16 protein-coding genes and 1 pseudogene are annotated in these 18596 nt (G+C 54.0%); 8 read left to right on the forward strand and 9 right to left on the reverse strand.

The features are described 5' to 3' along the window. Positions 1-69: 69 nt before the first annotated feature. Positions 70-942 (forward strand): annotated as a pseudogene (locus CSR02_RS02115) (MFS transporter); the annotation flags it as partial. Positions 943-1040: 98 nt separating this feature from the next. Here the strand turns inward: CSR02_RS02115 and accC are convergent. The 3 genes from accC to aroQ are packed head-to-tail and all read right to left on the reverse strand — an operon-like array spanning position 1041 to position 3309. Further along, positions 1041-2384, reverse strand: a complete 1344-nt coding sequence (gene accC / locus CSR02_RS02120) for an acetyl-CoA carboxylase biotin carboxylase subunit (protein ID WP_042787920.1) — start codon at positions 2382-2384, stop codon at positions 1041-1043. Continuing rightward, positions 2384-2857 carry an acetyl-CoA carboxylase biotin carboxyl carrier protein gene (locus CSR02_RS02125; protein ID WP_099540401.1) on the reverse strand — a complete coding sequence of 158 codons (474 nt, stop codon included), beginning with the start codon at positions 2855-2857 and terminating at the stop codon, positions 2384-2386. The genes accC and CSR02_RS02125 overlap by 1 nt, the downstream gene beginning before the upstream one ends. Beyond that, a complete protein-coding gene (gene aroQ / locus CSR02_RS02130; protein WP_003626846.1) occupies positions 2857-3309 on the reverse strand; it encodes a type II 3-dehydroquinate dehydratase in 453 nt (150 codons plus the stop codon). Before aroQ ends, CSR02_RS02125 begins: the two co-directional genes overlap by 1 nt. 260 nt (positions 3310-3569) lie before the next feature. Here aroQ and CSR02_RS02135 point away from each other — a divergent pair, with 260 nt between their 5' ends. Continuing rightward, positions 3570-4163: a septal ring lytic transglycosylase RlpA family protein gene (locus tag CSR02_RS02135; RefSeq protein WP_099540402.1), complete on the forward strand. Its 594-nt coding sequence runs from the start codon at positions 3570-3572 to the stop codon at positions 4161-4163. 93 nt (positions 4164-4256) lie between these two features. Here CSR02_RS02135 and CSR02_RS02140 read toward each other — a convergent pair whose 3' ends face one another. Further along, on the reverse strand, positions 4257-5237 hold the full coding sequence (locus CSR02_RS02140; RefSeq protein ID WP_244176720.1) for a YihY/virulence factor BrkB family protein: 981 nt from the start codon (positions 5235-5237) through the stop codon (positions 4257-4259). Positions 5238-5504: 267 nt separating this feature from the next. Here CSR02_RS02140 and CSR02_RS02145 point away from each other — a divergent pair, with 267 nt between their 5' ends. Together CSR02_RS02145 and CSR02_RS02150 are read left to right on the forward strand one after the other, a co-directional pair. Further along, positions 5505-6818, forward strand: a complete 1314-nt coding sequence (locus tag CSR02_RS02145) for a type III PLP-dependent enzyme (RefSeq protein WP_183172654.1) — start codon at positions 5505-5507, stop codon at positions 6816-6818. A 116-nt stretch (positions 6819-6934) separates the two neighbouring features. Beyond that, the gene (locus CSR02_RS02150) at positions 6935-7654 is read left to right on the forward strand and encodes a YfdX family protein (protein ID WP_244176721.1); all 720 of its coding nucleotides are present in this window, start codon (positions 6935-6937) and stop codon (positions 7652-7654) included. A 72-nt stretch (positions 7655-7726) separates the two neighbouring features. On the opposite strand, the gene ccmB is transcribed toward CSR02_RS02150, so the two are convergent. Further along, positions 7727-8395 carry a heme exporter protein CcmB gene (ccmB, locus tag CSR02_RS02155; RefSeq protein ID WP_042787927.1) on the reverse strand — a complete coding sequence of 223 codons (669 nt, stop codon included), beginning with the start codon at positions 8393-8395 and terminating at the stop codon, positions 7727-7729. Continuing rightward, on the reverse strand, positions 8392-9135 hold the full coding sequence (ccmA, locus tag CSR02_RS02160; RefSeq protein WP_099540406.1) for a heme ABC exporter ATP-binding protein CcmA: 744 nt from the start codon (positions 9133-9135) through the stop codon (positions 8392-8394). The genes ccmB and ccmA overlap by 4 nt, the downstream gene beginning before the upstream one ends. Before the next feature lie 190 nt (positions 9136-9325). Between ccmA and acnA the strand changes: the two genes are divergently transcribed. The 4 genes from acnA to CSR02_RS02180 all read left to right on the forward strand — a co-directional run bounded on the left by acnA (position 9326) and on the right by CSR02_RS02180 (position 15527). Next, positions 9326-12019 (forward strand): aconitate hydratase AcnA, encoded by a 2694-nt coding sequence (gene acnA, locus CSR02_RS02165; protein WP_042787929.1) that lies wholly within the window; start codon positions 9326-9328, stop codon positions 12017-12019. A 64-nt stretch (positions 12020-12083) separates the two neighbouring features. Then, positions 12084-12845: an amino acid ABC transporter ATP-binding protein gene (locus CSR02_RS02170; protein ID WP_099540407.1), complete on the forward strand. Its 762-nt coding sequence runs from the start codon at positions 12084-12086 to the stop codon at positions 12843-12845. Next, positions 12842-14401: an ABC transporter substrate-binding protein/permease gene (locus CSR02_RS02175; RefSeq protein ID WP_099540408.1), complete on the forward strand. Its 1560-nt coding sequence runs from the start codon at positions 12842-12844 to the stop codon at positions 14399-14401. Before CSR02_RS02170 ends, CSR02_RS02175 begins: the two co-directional genes overlap by 4 nt. Before the next feature lie 211 nt (positions 14402-14612). Beyond that, entirely contained in the window at positions 14613-15527 is a 915-nt protein-coding gene (locus CSR02_RS02180) for a LysR family transcriptional regulator (protein ID WP_042787933.1), read from the forward strand. A gap of 39 nt (positions 15528-15566) precedes the next feature. On the opposite strand, the gene CSR02_RS02185 is transcribed toward CSR02_RS02180, so the two are convergent. Genes CSR02_RS02185 through CSR02_RS02195 form a run of 3 tightly spaced genes read right to left on the reverse strand, consistent with a single transcriptional unit; the run spans position 15567 to position 18448 of the window. Further along, a complete protein-coding gene (locus CSR02_RS02185; protein WP_099540409.1) occupies positions 15567-16535 on the reverse strand; it encodes a hypothetical protein in 969 nt (322 codons plus the stop codon). A gap of 42 nt (positions 16536-16577) precedes the next feature. After that, positions 16578-17861: an AAA family ATPase gene (locus CSR02_RS02190; RefSeq protein ID WP_099540410.1), complete on the reverse strand. Its 1284-nt coding sequence runs from the start codon at positions 17859-17861 to the stop codon at positions 16578-16580. Continuing rightward, on the reverse strand, positions 17858-18448 hold the full coding sequence (locus CSR02_RS02195) for a hypothetical protein (RefSeq protein WP_099540411.1): 591 nt from the start codon (positions 18446-18448) through the stop codon (positions 17858-17860). Before CSR02_RS02195 ends, CSR02_RS02190 begins: the two co-directional genes overlap by 4 nt. Between the last annotated feature and the right edge of the window lie 148 nt (positions 18449-18596).

Here is an 18596-nt window from a genome sequence, read left to right on the forward strand (position 1 = left end):
TTCTTTTGTGCAAAACAGACTTTTTCATAATCTAACCCGATGTACAACCCTTCTGTGAGATTTCCGCGTCGTTGGGCCGCAGAAAATGAGGGCCTGGAATCGGCGGTGGAACAGCTTGGGCGTGTGCGTTCTTCCCGTAAGGTTATTCAGCGCGAGATTAACGAAATCCATGCCAATGTTGTGAATCTGGATGAGGATGAACGCGGTTGGAAAGGCTTGATGTTGCCTTGGGTGCGCCCGGCGCTGATAGCTGCATTGGGGATTGCGTTTTTCACCCAGGCGGGCGGGCTGGAAATGATGATCTACTATACCCCTACCTTTTTGTCTGGCGCTGGGTTTGGCAGTTCATCAGCTTTGCTGACCAGTCTGGGTATTGCGCTTGTTTACCTCATTATGACACTGCTTGGCTGCCTGTTTGTAGATAAAATTGGCCGCCGTCGTCTGGTGCTCATTATGGGGCCGGGGTCTGTTGTCAGTCTTGTAGGGCTGGGCATTGTTTTTGCCATGCATCCGGCACAGGGAAGTGTGGGAAGCTGGCTGATTGTGGTCTTCCTGCTGCTGTTTATGCTGTTTAACTCTGGCGGTATTCAGGTTGTGGGTTGGTTGCTGGGGGCAGAGCTGTTTCCGCTGCCTATGCGTGCTGCGGCAACCAGTGTGCATGCTGCCATGTTGTGGGGAGCTGATCTGCTGGTTACATCCACGGCCCTTACATTGGTGCAGACTGTTTCTTTAGGTGGCACCATGTGGATTTACGCAGGCGTTAACCTTGCTTCTGTTCTGTTTGTTTATTTCTGCGTGCCAGAAACGGCTGGGGCCACATTGGAAGATATTGAAACAGCTTTGCGCCGTGGCGAATTTCGCCCACGCGTGGGGCAAGACCCGCGTATTCGGTCTTATGATGAGGAAGAAGAGGAAGCTGTTGGGGTTATGCCAAGCGCCTGATTGGCAAGCATAACCTTTCAAGCATAAAAAACCCGGTGCATCCTGTTGAGATGCGACCGGGTTTTTTGTGAGGAATCAGAAACCTGCTAAACCGCAGTTTAATGCGGCTTTGCGGTAAACTGTTCTAACCAATGAATGGTATAATCACCCTTCTGGAATTCAGGATCTTCCAGAATGCGGCGATGAAGCGGAATAACGGTTTTAATGCCTTCCACCACAAATTCATCCAACGCGCGCTGCATGCGGGCAATGGCCTGCTCACGCGTGGGGGCGTGCACAATCAGCTTGGCAATCATGCTGTCGTAAAAAGGTGGCACGCGGTAACCGGTGTAAAGAGCGCTATCCACGCGCACACCCAAACCACCGGGTGGGTGGTAAACGGCAACCGTGCCGGGGCAGGGGGTGAAGCTGTCCGGGTCTTCTGCATTGATACGGCATTCAATGGCATGGCCAGAAAATGAAATATCTTTTTGCGTATAACCAAGCTGCTCACCAGCCGCCAGACGGATCTGCTCACGCACCAGGTCCACATCACAAACCATCTCGGTCACCGGATGTTCCACCTGAAGGCGCGTGTTCATTTCAATAAAGCAGAACTGTCCATCCTGGTACAAAAATTCCAGCGTGCCCGCGTTACGATACCCCATTTTAGAGAGCGCCTGCGTGGCTGTCTGGCCAATGGCATCGCGCTGCTCTGGCGTAAGGGCTGGGGAACCGGCTTCTTCCAGAAGTTTTTGGTGGCGGCGCTGGAGGGAACAGTCACGTTCCCCAAAGTGAACCACGTTGCCATAATTGTCCCCCAGAATCTGGAGTTCAATATGGCGGGGCCGGTCCATGTATTTTTCCAGATAAACGGCATCGTTGCCAAAAGCAGCGCGTGCTTCGGCGCGGGCCATTTTCCAAGCGTCTTCCAGATCATCAGCCGTTTGGGCCACCTTCATGCCGCGGCCCCCACCACCTGCGGCGGCTTTGATCAACACCGGATACCCCACTTTGTCTGCAACTTCGCGGGCTTCTTCCAGGCTGGTCAGTTCACCATCAGAGCCAGGCACCAATGGCACACCCAGCATCTGCATGGTGGTTTTGGCGGTAATCTTGTCACCCATCATGCGGATATGCTCCGCCGTGGGGCCAATAAAGGTCAGGCCATGTGCTTCCACCGTTTCGGCAAAATCAGCATTTTCTGAAAGAAAACCATAGCCGGGGTGAATGGCTTCCGCCCCTGTAATGGTGGCAGCAGAAAGAATGGCTGCCACATTCAGGTAGGAATCGCGCGAAGCTGGCGGCCCGATACATACGGCTTCATCTGCCAGCCGCACATGCATGGCGTCTTCATCCGCAGTGGAGTGTACCGCTACGGTCTTGATCCCTAGCTCCCGGCAGGCGCGCAGGATACGAAGGGCAATTTCGCCTCGGTTGGCGATAAGGATCTTGGAAAACATTACTCAATAATAGCAAGCGGCTGGCCGTATTCCACCGGATCACCCGAAGCCACCAGCAGGGCCTTGAGCGTACCACCTTTGGGAGCCTTGATCTGGTTGAAGGTTTTCATGGCTTCAATCAGCATCAGTGTTTGGCCGGCGGTTACAATCTGGCCTTCACTTGCAAAAGGAGGAGAGGACGGATCAGGTGTCAGGTAAGCCACACCCACCATCGGGCTGTTTACAGCGCCCGGATGGCGGGAGAGATCTGCCGGAGCAGCAGGTGCTGCGGCTTCCGCCGAGGCAGCTGCAGGTGCCGGAGCCGGAGCGGCAACGGCCTGAGGTGCCGGGGCCACAGCCTGCACAGGGGCGGGCATGCGGGCAACACGAATACGGCTGTCCTTTTCCGATACTTCAATTTCAGTCAGGCCGGTTTCGGCCAGAATGTCAGCCAGAGCCCGAATGGCCTCCGCATCCACGAGCAATCCGCTCATCAGTCATCCTCATTCAGAATAAGATCGGTCATTGCCTGCAATGCCAGAGAATACCCCGCCACGCCTAGCCCACAGATAACGCCTGTAGCAGCGCGAGAGACATAGGAATGATGGCGGAATGGCTCGCGGCGGTGAATATTGGAGATATGAACCTCTATAACAGGCAGGTCTGTTGTCAGCAGGGCGTCCAGCAGTGCGATAGACGTATGTGTATAGCCTGCCGGGTTGATGATGATGCCCTGTGCCCGTTTGCGGCAATCCTGCACCCAGGAGATCAGCTCGCCTTCAATGTTGGTCTGGCGGAAGTCTATGGCCAGTCCAAGTTTTTCGGCTGTTTGCAGGCAAAGCTGTTCCACATCGTCCAGCGTGGCCCGCCCGTATATTTCGGGTTGCCGCTGGCCGAGCATATTTAGGTTGGGGCCGTTTAACACAGCAATAAGAGGTCTTTCCATAACAGGAAGGGGCCGTAGCACGATGCCGCTTTGTATCCAAGAGAAGAGGCGGAATGGGATGCAGGAAAATGCAGTCTAGCAAAGATGGGGCCGGTGCAGTTAAGCGCTTTAAGGCCATATTTTTGTCACGATAAGCGTGTTGAACATAAGTGACTATAAAACTGTATTTGCACCCGTAATACGGAAAAAGATTGCTTTTACAGTATGAACACGGTCTTTTGGCAGACAGAATGATGTCAGAAAATGGAGTAAAAAGGCGGATGTCAGCCCTGCGCCGGGCACTTCTTGGAAGTGTGTTTGTTATGTCTTCTCTTTTGTCGGCTTCTGCTGCTCAGGCTGCAGAAGCAGGGCAGGGTGGCACGGCATGGGCGGATTCTGTCCGTCGGGCCTTGGCTGGGCGTAGCGCACAGACAGTTGCCACAGCGGATTCTGACCCAAAACAGGCACACCGCATTTTTCAGAAGGGCGTGGCCAGTTGGTATGGAGGGCGTTTTCATAGTCGGCGCACCTCTTCTGGCGCACGGTTTGATGTTGCCAGACTGACAGCAGCACACCCTACAGCACCGCTTGGCAGCAAGCTGCGTGTTGTATCTGAGGATACAGGGCGTTCAGTGGTGGTAACGGTGAATGATCGTGGGCCATATAGCCGTGGCCGCATTATTGATGTTTCCAAGGCAGCTGCGGCGGAATTGGGAATGTTAAACAGTGGCATTGCCCATGTGCGTGTAGAGCCAGCTCCGGTTGAGGTGGCATCTGCCCCAGATGATGGCGGTCTGGCAGACAGCACACTTTCCATGCAAAATACGGCCCCGCATACAGGCCATGCTCTGCATAAAGCCCGCCATCGGCGTTAAAAGCGTATCAATCTGTTTTTACAGAAATTGGAAGCGGAATTAAAAAGGGGCCTTCCCATTGGAAAGCCCCTTATTTTGTAAGGTCTGTGGCGATCAGACTTCTAAAGGTTGCCGGGTAATGCCGCGGGCGTAACTTTCCATTTCGGCATTCAGTTCGGCACCCATCAGCACAACCCATGCCGTTACAAAAAACCACATCATGATGGCAATAAAAGCCCCCAGTGGCCCATAGGTGGCGCTGTAGCTGGCAATATGCGCGACGTAATAAGAAAACCCTAAAGAGGCTGCAATCCACGTGAGGGTAGAGCATATGGCGCCAGGCAGAACCCAGCGCCATTGGGTGGAGATGTGCCGGTTGGGGCCAAACCTGTACAGCGCAGAAAGTGCCAGCGTTTCAAAAGTAAACATCACGACAGGACCACTCCACCGTGCCATGAACTCAATGGAGCCGGGAGGGGTGGGAATGTGTAGCCATGCAGGCAGGTTGAGCAGCAATGGCATCGCAACCATAAGGGCCAAAGTGAGCACTGCGCCCAGAATGCCGCAAAGAGTCAGCGCGAAGGCTGTAATCTGAAAGACAAAGAAATTACGGTTTTCACGCGTATTATAGGCGATGTTCAAGGCTGAAATAATGGATCGCGTTGCTGCAGAGGCCGACCACAGGGCCACGCTGACCGAAATAATCAGGTTGAATGTGAGAGAGGACGGCGGCTCTGCCACAAGTGTTTGCACCCGATCATAAATCAGGTTGAAAGCGTTGGGGGGCAGCAGGCTGCGCAAGGCTTCCATCTGGGGTGCTACGGTCTGCACATCAAAAGCCAACCCGTAGATGGAGATCAGGGAGCTGATAGCCGGAAAAAGGGAAAGCGTGGTATAAAATGCGCAGCCGGCGGCAACCAGCGTGGTGGGGCCGGAAATAAGGCTTTTAACCGTACGCTGTAAAATAATCTTCCAGTCTTTCCGTCCCAGAGCAGAAGGCCAGGAAAAATTGGGCTGCACATTTTCATGAAGCGTGTGGGAGTGGGAATCCGGGTGCACAGATGGGCGCGTATCGGGCTGACAGATAACCTGCATCGGGATTGGAGCGTCCTTCGTTAAGGTAAACGGCACCTTCTGCGGCACCAGCGATAAATTAAGACACACCATAAATCAGGTATGGTGCGCGGTAAAAAGCATGCATTCCTGTAGGAACAAGGGTTTAGCTTTGCGTGCTTTTACCAGAAACAAGCATAAAATGCTGTGTATTAAGCTTGCCTTGTCTTATCGGGCCTAGGGGGCAAGTGCCATATTTTTTTATTTTTTGTGTGGTTTTGACTTGCACTTGTTGCGCTTTGGCCTCATATGCACGCCCCTACGCAGCAACGCACGTGCCACTGGCCCTCTGAGGTTACGCAACGACGTCAAGCGTTCTGGCAATCGGGATGTTTTGTGCATCTGCCTTTGGTCGCTGGTCCGTTAGACCGTTTCGCAACGTCCTTCTCCGCACAATTCAGGCGGAGGAGCCTGATCTGGGGGAGTGGGGATATGAATCCCAAAATCACCCGTTTTTTCGCCGAGCAAAAGCCGGCAACGCCTTGTCTTGTTCTTGATGTGGATGCTGTAGCAGACCGCTACTGCGCATTAGGCAAGGCTTTGCCGCAGGCTCGAATCTATTATGCCGTCAAGGCAAACCCGGCGCAGCCTATTCTGCGGCGTCTGGTTGAGCTTGGCTCCTGTTTTGATGCCGCCTCGTGGGAGGAGGTCTCTCTCTGCCTGCAGGCAGGTGCCAACCCGGATTCCATCTCTTTTGGCAATACGGTCAAAAAGGTTTCTGCCATCCGTGCCGCATATGCGGCTGGTGTGCGCATGTTTGTTTTTGATTGCCGGGAAGAACTGGAAAAGCTGGCCGAACATGCACCGGGCAGCCGGGTTTACTGCCGCCTTCTGGTAGATAACTACGGCGCGGAATGGCCGCTGTCCCGCAAATTTGGCACCACGGTGGAATCCGCCAAGGAACTGATGCTGGCTGCCAGAGAAATGGGGCTGGACCCGTATGGTCTTTCCTTCCATGTGGGTAGCCAGCAGCTTTCTGCAGAAGCTTATGAGGTTGCCATTGCCCGTGCGGCTGCGCTGTTTACAGATTTAAGCGCAGCCGGGCTGGATTTGCGCATGGTGAATCTGGGAGGCGGTTTTCCGATCCGTTACCGTGATGATGTGCCAGAGATTGATCACTTCACCACAGCCATTTTCCGGGCCATGACTGAGTATTTTGGCAACGCGTTGCCAGAAATGCTGGTGGAACCCGGACGCTTTATTGTGGGTGAAGCCGGTGTTGTACGCTCAGAAGTGGTGCTGGTTAGCGCACGTGGGCGCAAGGATGGTTTGCGCTGGGTCTATCTGGATATAGGGCGGTTTGGCGGCTTGGCGGAAACAGAAAATGAATCTATCCGCTACGCGATTCGTACCAGTCGGGATGGGTCTCCTACAGGGCGTGTGGCGTTGGCCGGGCCAACCTGTGATGGTGCGGATATCATGTATGAGAAAACGCACTATGAGCTGCCGCTGGACTTGGCAGCAGGGGAGCAGGTTGATCTGCTGGGAGCGGGTGCCTATGTCTCTACTTATTGTGCCACAGGGTTTAATGGCTTTGCGCCGTTAACCGAGCATTATATCTGATCCGATGTGAGGGCAGGCCTGCCTTGTGTTTGTCTGCCTTTGCTTTCGTGCTTTCTCGCTCAACAATCAGAACGCAAACAAGGCCATGATGGATGGCGTTCAGAAAGGGAGAGATCATGAAAAAAACGGGTATGCTGTTGGGCGCTCTACTGGCAGCAACAACGGCTGTTGCGCCAGCATGGGCACAGCAGCAGGCGGCCGCTACAGCCGCTGTGCCAGCAACAAATGCAGCAACGGCTGCGGCAACGCAGGACTTTGGCCGCCTTTCTGATGATGGGAACACGGCGTTTGAAGAACTGATGCTGGCACGTCGCGCCATTTTTGATGGTGACCTGAAAGGGGCTAAAACCCTGATTACAAGTGCACAGCAGGCGCTGGACCGGGCGCGGGCTGACAACACAGCTTTCCAGAAGGCCGAAGCTGAACTGATGCCAGCCAAAACAAAGCAGGCCCAGACAGCACAGAAAGGCGCAGGCAGCACCACACCTGTTGCTTGGCTGCCTATTGATGGCGAACTGGTACTGGATGAAACGGTTGAACCTACAACAGAAAAAAGTGCAGCTGTTGCAGCAGCAAATCGTCACCTGCGCGCGGGTGACCCGGATCGTGCTTCTGAAGTGCTGAAGGTTTCTGGCGTGGATGCAGATTACGTGATTGCTGCCGTGCCGCTGGAACAGACACGGCAGGACGTAAACCGTGCTGCCCAGTTTATTAAAAATGATCCGTACAAAGCCAGCGAAGCCCTGCGTGATGCGGAAAATTCCGTACGTTATGCTTCGGTTGATATTCAGGCTGTCAGCCATCAGCAGGCAGGATCAGGCAATACGTCTAAATAATTTTGCCTGAGGAATCTGCTGTTATGATGCCCTGAAGGAATCATAACAGCAGATTATAAAAACAATCTCCCCTTATTCAGCGGCGGCTCTCAGACCAGCACCTGCTGCCAATGGGCAAAGAGGAAGAGCTCCAGCCACAAAAGCCGCCAGAAGTTCCAGATCTGGTTGCCAAGGCAAGCCGGTGGAAGCAGCATCAATGGCTGCAGCCCCAAAAATCAGCGCGGGTGTGGCAAGTGGGAGCGTAAGAAGCGGAAGCAATACCCCGCCGCGTCGCGCACCCAGCACAATGGATGCACCCATCCCCCCAATAAGAGACAGCACAACAGACCCAAGGAAAAGCCCAGCTAAAAGCACAGGCAGGGCAGATGCTGGCAAACCCAGCATGGTTGCTAAGGGCACAGCCGCTAAAAGCAAGGGAATACCAGTGGTTAACCAATGTGCGGTTATTTTGGCCAGAGCCACAAGAGCGGCCGGGACACCCAGAAGCAACAGTTGATCAAGCGATCCATCTTCTAGTTCTGCACCAAATAACCGATCTAGTGGCAAAAGAGCAGCCAACAGGGCACATACCCAGATAATACCCGGTGCCATATGGCGCAGCAGTTCTGGAGAAGGGCCAAGTGCCAGCGGAAACAAGGTAGCCGTTACAATAAAAAAGAGGATGGCTCCCATTGTATCTGCCCCATGACGGAGGGCGAGGCGGAGGTCACGCCCAACAATGGCCCAGAACAATCCGATCATGCGTCTTCTTCCTGCTGGTAGAAGGTATCGGCAGCCGAATCGCCCGCACCCGGCAATGCAAGGGGCTGCACGTTTGTGAGAGGCAAGGGCACATGTGTGGTGGCAATAACAAGCCCACCCTGTTGACGATGTGCAGCAAGGGCATGCCCTAAAAGGGTAATGGCGTTGGCATCCAACCCAAGGCTGGGCTCATCCAGTAACCATAAAGGTGCATTGGCCAATAAAACGCGCGCAAGGGCTGTACGGCGTTTCTGCCCGGCAGAAAGTAGGCGGGCGGGTAAATTGGCAAGGGGCAGCAGGTCCATGGCTTCAAGAGCTGCCTGCATATCGCCTTGCCCGGCCCGTGCAAAAAGAGCGAGGTTTTCTGTTACGGTCAGGCCCGGCTTGAGTGCATCCTGATGCCCCAGATAAGCCACTTGGCTGGCATGAAGAGCACGATCGGCAAAAACCGATTCGCCATGCCAGAGCAACTGGCCAGAATCGGGTTTGCGCAAGCCGGCCAGAACACGCAGCAAAGTGGACTTTCCTGCACCGTTGGGGCCAGTCAGCAGCATGGCATCTCCAGCTTTCATCTGAAAGCTGATACCGTCCAGAACCAGCCTTTCTCCACGGAAGACACAGAGATCCTCGGCATAAAGTGCTGGAAATGCACCAGCTTCTGGCCCAAGGGCGGCTTGCCCAGCAGGGAAAGGACTGTCAGCGATAACACTTCTCCTTATTGTTACCGTGCAAGGCCGCAAAAGCCGGGGTGCTCGCGTTCTCGTGGTCGCTCCCCGCCTTGTGCCTTTTCCAACTGCCGGTATGTTCTAGGCCCAACGGGATATCAAGCCGGTTGCCCGGCAGATCTGGCAGGCACTCGGCGCCGAATGGTATTTTACGGTGTCCTGAACGCATCACCAGCCATCGGCTGTGATCGGGGAGAGAGCGATTATGAAAACGGTTGGGCACGATAAGCTAAAAACAGGCCGCACCCTTGAGGTGGATGGCAAGACCTACCACTATTTTTCCATTCCCGAAGCGGCAAAGACCATTGGCGACGTAAGCCGCCTTCCGGTTTCGCTGAAGGTTCTTTTGGAAAACATTCTGCGGTTTGAAGACGGGCGCTCCTACAATGTGGATGACGCCAAGGCCATTGCAGGCTGGTTGCCAAAGGGCAGCAGCAGCAAGGAAGTGCCTTTTAAACCTTCACGTATTCTAATGCAGGACTTCACCGGTGTTCCGGGTGTGGTGGATCTTGCAGCCATGCGTGACGGGATTGTGAGCCTGAAGGGTGACCCCCAGAAGGTGAACCCAATGGTTCCGGTCAATCTGGTGATCGACCATTCCGTGATGGTGGACTATGCAGGCACAAAAGATGCGCTGCAGGAAAACATTACGCTGGAATTTGAACGCAACGCAGAACGTTATGCCTTCCTGCGCTGGGGCCAGGTGGCGTTTGAAAACTTCTCCGTTGTGCCGCCAGATACAGGCATCTGCCATCAGGTGAACCTGGAATACATTGCCCAGGTGGCATGGACCGCCAATGTGGGCGGCAAGGAATACGTTTACCCGGATTCCCTGTATGGCACAGACAGCCACACCACCATGATCAACGGTCTGGGCGTGTTGGGCTGGGGTGTGGGTGGTATTGAGGCTGAGGCCGCAATGCTGGGCCAGCCCATTGCCATGCTTATTCCCGATGTGATCGGCTTTAAGCTGACAGGCAAGCTGCCAGAAGGCGCAACAGCCACCGATCTGGTGCTGACAGTGACCCAGATGCTGCGCAAAAAAGGCGTGGTGGGCAAGTTTGTTGAATTCTTTGGCCCGGCACTTGATCATCTGCCCGTGGCTGACCGTGCAACCATTGCCAACATGGCTCCGGAATATGGTGCAACTTGCGGGTTCTTCCCGGTTGATGCGCTTACGCTGGACTTCCTGCGTCAGACCGGCCGTGATGAACATCGCATCAAGCTGGTTGAAGAATATCTGCGCGCGCAGGGCATGTTCCGCACGCACGAAACGCCAGAACCTGTCTTTACGGATGTTCTGGAACTGGATCTCAGCACGGTTGTACCTTCTCTGGCAGGGCCCAAGCGTCCGCAGGATCGCGTGGAGCTGAAAAGCGCCAAAACCGCGTTTGAAAAAGAACTCACCAGCTCTCTGGGTGTGGCCGCTAACGATGCCGATAAAAAGGTGCCGGTTGCCGGAACCAACTATGATCTGGGGCAGGGCGATATTGTTATTGCCGCTATTACCTCCTGCACCAACACATCCAACCCGGCTGTGCTGATTGCGGCTGGTCTGGTGGCACGCAAGGCGCGCGCTCTGGGCCTTACGCCTAAGCCATGGGTGAAAACCTCTCTGGCTCCGGGGTCTCAGGTTGTTACGGATTACCTGAACCGCTCTGGCCTGACGACGGATCTGGATGCCATGGGCTTCAATACCGTTGGGTATGGTTGCACCACCTGTATCGGTAACTCCGGTCCGCTGCCTTCTCACATTGTAGACGCGATTGAAAACAACGACCTGGTTGCTGTTTCTGTCCTGTCTGGCAACCGTAACTTTGAAGGCCGTATTTCCCCCAACGTTCGGGCCAACTATCTGGCAAGCCCGCCGCTGGTGGTGGCATATTCCCTTCTTGGCACCATGCGTAAGGATATTACGACGGAACCGCTGGGCACATCCAAGGATGGCAAGCCGGTTTACCTGAAGGATATCTGGCCGACCAACAAGGAAATTGCTGACCTTATTGCTTCCGCCATCAGCCGTGACGAGTTTATCAACCGTTACAAGAACGTGTCCAAAGGCACGAAGGAATGGCAGGGTCTGAAGGTTGCTACGGGTTCGGAAACCTATAAGTGGGATCCGAAATCCACCTACGTGCAGGATCCGCCGTACTTCAAGCATATGGATATTGAACCCAAAGCTCCGGGCAATATCGAAGGTGCGCGTATTCTGGCCCTGCTGGGTGACAACATCACGACCGACCATATCTCTCCGGCAGGTTCCATCAAGAAGGATTCCCCGGCTGGTCGTTACCTGATGGAACACGGGGTTGAACCCAAAGACTTCAACTCTTATGGCTCCCGCCGTGGGAATGACCGCGTGATGGTGCGTGGTACTTTTGCCAACATCCGTATCAAAAACGAAATGCTGCCTGGTACGGAAGGTGGGTATTCCAAGCACTTCCCGGATGGGAAGGAAGGCGCCATTTACGATGTGGCCATGGAATATAAAAAGGACCATGTGCCGCTGGTTGTGATTGGTGGCAAGGAATACGGCATGGGCTCTTCCCGTGACTGGGCTGCAAAAGGCACCCTGTTGCTGGGCGTAAAGGCCGTTATTGCTGAAAGCTTTGAGCGTATTCACCGTTCCAACCTTGTGGGCATGGGCGTTCTGCCGCTGGTGTTCAAGGATGGCACAACCCGCAAGACCCTTGGTCTGAAGGGTGATGAGGTGATCAGCATCAAAGGTGTTGATAAACTGACGCCGCGCATGGATGTAATTATGACAATTACAAGAAATGACGGCTCCACGCAGGAAGTACCACTGCTTTGCCGTGTCGATACTCTGGACGAAGTCGAGTATTATAGGCATGGTGGCATTCTTCAGTACGTCTTGCGAGGGATGACGAAAGCTGCCTGAGAACCAATTCGTTCAAGGTGAACGTCAAGATGCCGACCCGGTACGCACCGGGTCGGCGTTTTCTGTGGAAGACCCAGTCGTTTTGAGTGCGGAACATCTGCACAAAAATTTCGGCGAGGGGGATGTCCTGTGTGGTGTATCCATGCAGGTGCGAAAGGGTGAGCTGGTTTCTATTATCGGCCCATCCGGTTGCGGAAAATCCACTTTTTTACGGTGTTTGAATTTTCTGGAAATTCCCGATAGCGGTAAGGTTACCGCCATGGGGGTAACCATAGAGCGCAAAGATGCCGTCTGGCGTCGGGCGGATGAGCATATGGCTCATAAGCTGCGCACCCATGTGGGTATGGTGTTCCAGAGCTTTAATCTTTTTCCTCATCTTACAGTGTTGGACAACGTTCTGCTGGCTCCTCGCGTGGTGAAGGGTGAGGGCGGAGAAGTGGAGCGTGCCGAGGCTATGGCTCTGCTGGAAAAAGTAGGGTTGGCCCGTGTTGCACAGCGTTACCCTGTTTCGCTTTCTGGTGGGCAGCAGCAACGTGCCGCCATTGCGCGCGCCTTGGCCATGCGGCCAGAAATTATGCTGTATGACGAACCCACATCAGCGCTTGATCCGATAGTTGCGGAAGAAGTGCTGGGGGTTATGCGCACCCTTGATGATGAGGGCATGACGCAGATTATCGTCACGCATGACATGCGCTTTGCCCAAGTGGCATCGGATACCATTGTCTACATGGATGGCGGCCATATTGTTGAATCCGGCCCGCCGGAGGTTCTGTGTGTGAACCCGGCCCATGAACAGACACGCCGCTTTTTGAGGACACTTCTGTGAAACAGAACGCACAGTATTGCCCGCCACGTTTGTGGGGTTTGTTTCTGCGCTGTGTCTGTATGCTGCTGGCTGTAAGCTGGTTGGGCGCTGGCGCGCACGTGGCACACGCACAGGAAGAAAAGCCGATCCGCTGGGCTGCGGATGCATCATCGGATGTGCCCTATACGTTTCATGATCTGAAAGATCAGGACAAGCTGACCGGGTTTGAATATGACCTGATGCAGGAACTGGGCAAGCACATGGGTGTGCCGCTGCAGTTCGTGCAGAATGACTGGGATGGTCTTATCCCCGGCTTGCAGCGTGGCCTGTATGAGATGGTCATCTGTGGCATTGAAATGACAGATGAGCACGCTGAAGGTATTGATTTTTCAGATCCATATTACATCACATCCGAACGTATTGTGGTGCGGCGCAATGGCCCGCAACTCAAAACGCTTGCAGATCTGAATGGCCACGCCATTGGCACAATCAAGGATACGCAGGCTGAACGTATTCTGACCGAGAATGCCAAGGTTCAACTTCGGACGTATGATGAAGAAACTGATGCGTTCATGGATCTGGCCAATGGTCGCACAGATGCCATTCTGATTGATGGTCCAATTGCCAAATATTACGGTGATACCAACCCAGCCCTACAGGTGGTGGGTGAACCCATTGGCCGTGTGGAATATGGCATTGCCTTTGCCAAAGGGCAGAATGCAGCCCTACGCACCAAGGTGAACGCTGCATTGGCAACCATGCAGCATGATGGCACGCTGCATCGTGTTTTGCTGCGGTGGGACTTGTGGACGCCAGAAATGGCCCAGCTGACCAATGACCATACGACGCTTAATGTCACACCTGCGGCATGGAATGCGTATGTGGCAGAATTGGAAGGCAAAGGTGGCTGGCGCGTTAAGCTGGAACGCTACATGGGTTTTCTGCCACAATTGGCAAAGGCTGCATGGTTAACCTTGCTGGTTTCCCTGTGTGCGATGGTGTTGGCTGTTGGTGCAGGTTTGGCTTTGGCATTGCTGCGCTTGTATGGCCCCAAACCACTACAATGGTTGGCGACAACCTATGTGGAAGTGGTGCGTGGCACGCCATTGCTGATTCAGGTTCTGTTCATTTTCTATGGCCTGCCTGAATTTGGCATCAGCCTGACGCCTTTTCTGGCTGGTGTTGTCAGTTTGGGCATGAACTATGCGGCATATGAGGCTGAAAACTATCGTGCGGGTTTGCAGTCGGTTGCGCATGGGCAAATGGAAGCCGCACTGGCATTGAACATGACGCACACACAGGCGCTGCGTTATGTTGTGGTGCCACAGGCCTTCCGGCTGGTTATGCCTGTTATGACCAATGACTTTATTTCGTTGTTGAAAGATTCTTCACTGGTCAGTGTCATCACGCTTACGGAATTGACCCAGACCTATATCCGTCTGTCCTCTTCCTATTTCGATTATTTCGGAACAGGGTTGATGGTTGGTGCAGCTTACTTGTTGCTGGGGCTGCCCTTTGTGCGTCTGGCACGCATGGCAGAAAAAAAACTGGCGCAACCCCATATGCGGCGCCGGTAATACCTGTTTGGGATATCTGTTCCGCCATGCAAGGCAAATGCAAGTGCATCTGTCACATGGCGGAATAGAGCCTGACGGATGTTGTGCCCTCTGCCAGCTTGTTCCAAAATTACTGATAAATCAGGAACACGCGCAACATTAGATACACCTCTTGCTGGTAAGAGGTTGTAATGTAATGTCCGTGTGTTCGCAGGAACAGTGCTGGACTTCAATGGATCTTCTTTCCGCGCTTCACAGCTTTGTTCGCGTTGCGGCTACAGGCTCTTTTTCTGCCGTCTCGCGTGAGACAGGTGTTAGTCAGCCCACAATTTCACGCCATATTGCGCTGCTGGAGGCGCATTACGGTACAACCCTTTTTGCGCGCACCACACGCAGCCTTACCATGACGGAAGATGGCAGAAGCCTGCTTCCGCATGCCTATGAAGTACTGGAAATTCTGGAAACAGCAGAAACAGTGCTGGGGCGTCGCCGTGCGTCTGTTTCTGGGTTGGTGCGTTTAGGTGTGACCACTGCTTTTGGATTGTGTCTGACCCGGCGGATAGGGGAGCTACTGGATAGGCATCCTGATCTGGCCATTGAGGTGGTTATGCGCGATGCGTTTGGGGATCTGGTAGAAGAGGGGCTGGATCTGGCCGTACGCGTAGGAGATATTGCTGAAGGATCTCTTATCGCCCGTAAATTGGGCATTGTGCGTAAATGGCTGGTGGCAGCCCCTACCTGCTTGGCCCGATGTGGCACGCCTGCACACCCGCGTGACCTGCCAGAATATCCCGGAGTTGTATATAATTACGGTTCCAGCAGGTTGGACTGGAATTTTGAACGCGATGGTGAGGAAAGTGTGATTGCACCCTCTGCCGTGTTCCGTGCCAACAGTAGTGAAGCCGTGCTGTATGCCGTGGAATCCGGGTTGGGGATCGGTCTGCTACCAGAATTTCAGGTGCGCGATGCTGTTGCCAGTGGTCGGCTTACCCGGTTGTTTGCTGACTGGAAAATACCTTCTCTGCCATTTTATGCCGTACATACTGGCCCGCGTACGTTACCTTTGCGCACCCGAACAGTGCTGGATTTTCTGATAGAGGTTTCTGCAGACCTGCTGCGTGAAGGCAAACTTCATCAGGCTGTATAATGAGATGCGTGATGAAGCGGAAAATGGCCTGATAGCTTTTCAGCCGTGAAATGCAGGATCTGCCGAGACATTTGCGGGAAGTGGGGTATCCGGTAGTTTGCTGTCAAACCCCTTGCGTAAATAAGGTGCCCAACCCCGTAGCCATGCGTTAGTGTGGCGCACAAAGTCAGACACGGCTGCCGAATCGGACATCCCTGCGCGAGACCAGTTTTCTGGTGCACCAGGCACGGTTTTGCTGCCGGGTTCTGCCGGGCTGGTGAGCAGGTGAATGCTCATGAAATCCACACCGGGACCGGATTTGCTTTTTTCAATCCGGTTCCACCCTGCATCCACCAGAACAGGCGGTAAATCAAACCCCATGCCTGTCAGACGTTGCACTGCGGGAGGAATAAACATGGGGCTGCCAAGCAGGGCTTGCAGCGCTGGGTTGGATGTCAGGAAAACATTGTTCACCACCCGTATGGGAGATGTCATCCAGCATTCTGTATGCGTGCCATCCTGCGGCAGGGCTTCTGACATAAAGTTAAAGTTGCTGTGGCATTCATCCTGCACAAGCTGGGTGTCTGTAATTGGCAGAGATTGTGTTGTGGCCTGTGCAACCAACAGCCCGGTGACAATGCCTTGCTCAGAGCGCACATAAAGGGATGTTAGAATTTCCCCGTGCGCAACATCATCCTGATAATTGAGCAAAGGATGCCACTTGCCAGCAGGCAAGGGAAGTTGGCGGCCAGCAAAGGAAAGTGTGCCTTCAAATTGTGCATCCATAGGTGGCGCAGAAACAGTGCGCCGGTCTTCATCAGGATGAAGTGCATCTTCAGACGAATCCGCAGAAGATGCACCTGTCGGCAACATATGGCTGATTTTGGATGTAAGCTTTGCATAGGCCGGAAGGCGTGATGTGAGCCACGGCGCGGGAAACATCACGGAAAACACACTGCATGCGCCAGCGGTAAAGAGCGCAACACGCCAAACGGGAGCGCGTTGCCACAATCGGGTAAAAGCAGACATGCAGAACAGCCTTGTGCCGGAATAATAAACAGAAAGGGCCGTTTATGGAATCAGACGCGCATGAATGCTAACGCCTTCATCCGTGCGGTTATCCGCTACTTTTGCAACCACTGCGCCATCGTCTTCCTTCACCAACCGCACCATATTGGCACCTTGTTGGCGGGCCACAATAAGAGATTCACTGATCATATCTTCAATCGAGCGTACCAGATCGCGGGCAGATGCAGCATCGCCCATCCGGCTCTGGCGGCGCATCACATCCATCAGCAAGGTGGCGTCAATACCGCCTGTCTCCACTTTCAGCCCATAGCTTTCAATCATGGTTTCAATTTCCAGCGCGGCCACACGGGCAATATCCAGCCCCTGAAGCGGACGGAAGATGAAAATGCGATCCAACCGGTTCAGAACTTCCGGGGCAAATCCGGCCTGCCGCAACGCTTCTACCGATTCGGCACGCATACGGTCTGGATCATCATGCAGGCGGTCGGCAATTTCTGTCAGCGCATCTGTGGCGATATTGGATGTCAGCACAAAAATGGCACGCACGGTAGAAATCTGCTGCCCGGTAGAGGCTTCGGTAATGTGCCCGTCATTCCATGCGGTCAGAAATTTCTTGAAGACATCTGGATGTGCTTTTTCAATTTCATCCAGCAGTACAACGGCATCCGGCTTTTCTTTCAGGCCGCCGGTGAGTTTCCCGTAAGTGTCTGAGCCGACATACCCTTTGGGGGAGCCAAAAAGCTGGGTTGCAGCGTGGGGGCTGCTCATCTGCGTCATATCAAAATGCAGCAGGGGCCGTTCAAGCTGACGGGCAAGCTGCTTGGCCAGATAGGTTTTGCCTGTGCCCGGAGGGCCCGCCAGCAGAAAAATACCTACCGGTTTGCCGCGGACCTGCAGGGCAAGGCGGCGGCGGAGCTGCACAGCCACATCTTCACATACCTGGTCCTGCCCAATCACGCGGGCGCGCAGGTTAGCTGCCAGTTCTTCCGCATCAATGGTGGTTTCACGCTGCTCGCGCGCCATCATTTCTTCCAATGCGGCGCGATTGGTCAGTCTGGCAAGTACGTCCATGATGAATCCCCGTCGGCGTAAAAGCCCTTTGCGCGCCAGTTTTTCGGCGCGTGTTTCAAACAGCAGTCCAGCCACTGTAAGTATAATGCCACTTGCAGCCAAAATCGGCCATGCTGGCGCGCACCACTGCAAAACATGCGTGATGGAATGTAGGGAAAGATGCAGGCTGAGGGCGATCTGGATACTGGCAAGCACCAGAAAGATCACCATCATCAACGGCATCAGCCGGTTTAGGGCGGGCAGCAGTCCCTTCATTGTGCAATCACCGTTAGTGGCAGAATATCCCCTTTATACATAATCGGCAGTGTTTGTGGGCCAAATACAGTTATGGCACCGCTGCCAATGCCAGATGGTCCAGGGTCTGATGCCGGTATAATATCAACATTCCCGCTAATGGTAATAGGTAGAATAACTGTTTGCGGGGTGGGGGATAGATGTACTGTATGGTGCCATGGCCCGCAGATAAGCGTAATGGTGCCGCCGGCGCCTGTGGCATCGTACACGGGCATGGCCACCAAGCGTATATCCCGCCGTTTCACACCGGCCAGAATATCTGCCTGCTCTTGTTCCGTATAATCAGATTTGGCGAGGGTCTGGGCTGCTTTTTGTGAGGCAATTAACGTAAGGGGAATCGCCATACGGTTGGCGCTGTTATTGTGGTCTTCTGTATTGTTTTCTGCTGCGGGCGTGTTTGAATTTTCATGCCCGCCTCCCATAAAATGGGCACCGGCTCCGGCCATGATAACGCATGTGGCCAGCCCGATCAGAGCCATACGCACGCCAGAAGGTTTTTCTGCGGCTTGCGGTTGGGGCTTCCATGCGGGTTCTGGCTCTTTGTGCATCGTGAAAGGTCAGCCCTTGCAGTGTGTGGAATGGCAAATATGTCGCAATACCGTTAATAAAAGCACGTCCGGCGCGCCCTGCAATGCGCAATTTGCATCCAGCCCATAAAATTGTTTTTTATAAAGGGTAAAGATATGCATGGCGGGC

This window comes from Acetobacter pomorum (assembly GCF_002738225.1).
GTDB lineage: Bacteria > Pseudomonadota > Alphaproteobacteria > Acetobacterales > Acetobacteraceae > Acetobacter > Acetobacter pomorum.

Excerpts from the sequence above, each read along its gene's own strand:
- accC (WP_042787920.1), bottom strand. The coding sequence starts at position 2,384 with ATGTTTTCCAAGATCCTTATCGCCAACCGAGGCGAAATTGCCCTTCGT.
- CSR02_RS02125 (WP_099540401.1), bottom strand. The coding sequence starts at position 2,857 with ATGAGCGGATTGCTCGTGGATGCGGAGGCCATTCGGGCTCTGGCTGAC.
- CSR02_RS02180 (WP_042787933.1), top strand. The coding sequence starts at position 14,613 with ATGGATCTTCTTTCCGCGCTTCACAGCTTTGTTCGCGTTGCGGCTACA.
- CSR02_RS02185 (WP_099540409.1), bottom strand. The coding sequence starts at position 16,535 with ATGTCTGCTTTTACCCGATTGTGGCAACGCGCTCCCGTTTGGCGTGTT.
- aroQ (WP_003626846.1), bottom strand. The coding sequence starts at position 3,309 with ATGGAAAGACCTCTTATTGCTGTGTTAAACGGCCCCAACCTAAATATG.
- CSR02_RS02145 (WP_183172654.1), top strand. The coding sequence starts at position 5,505 with ATGCACGCCCCTACGCAGCAACGCACGTGCCACTGGCCCTCTGAGGTT.
- CSR02_RS02195 (WP_099540411.1), bottom strand. The coding sequence starts at position 18,448 with ATGCACAAAGAGCCAGAACCCGCATGGAAGCCCCAACCGCAAGCCGCA.
- acnA (WP_042787929.1), top strand. The coding sequence starts at position 9,326 with ATGAAAACGGTTGGGCACGATAAGCTAAAAACAGGCCGCACCCTTGAG.
- CSR02_RS02190 (WP_099540410.1), bottom strand. The coding sequence starts at position 17,861 with ATGAAGGGACTGCTGCCCGCCCTAAACCGGCTGATGCCGTTGATGATG.
- CSR02_RS02135 (WP_099540402.1), top strand. The coding sequence starts at position 3,570 with ATGTCAGCCCTGCGCCGGGCACTTCTTGGAAGTGTGTTTGTTATGTCT.
- CSR02_RS02150 (WP_244176721.1), top strand. The coding sequence starts at position 6,935 with ATGAAAAAAACGGGTATGCTGTTGGGCGCTCTACTGGCAGCAACAACG.
- ccmB (WP_042787927.1), bottom strand. The coding sequence starts at position 8,395 with ATGATCGGATTGTTCTGGGCCATTGTTGGGCGTGACCTCCGCCTCGCC.
- CSR02_RS02140 (WP_244176720.1), bottom strand. The coding sequence starts at position 5,237 with ATGCAGGTTATCTGTCAGCCCGATACGCGCCCATCTGTGCACCCGGAT.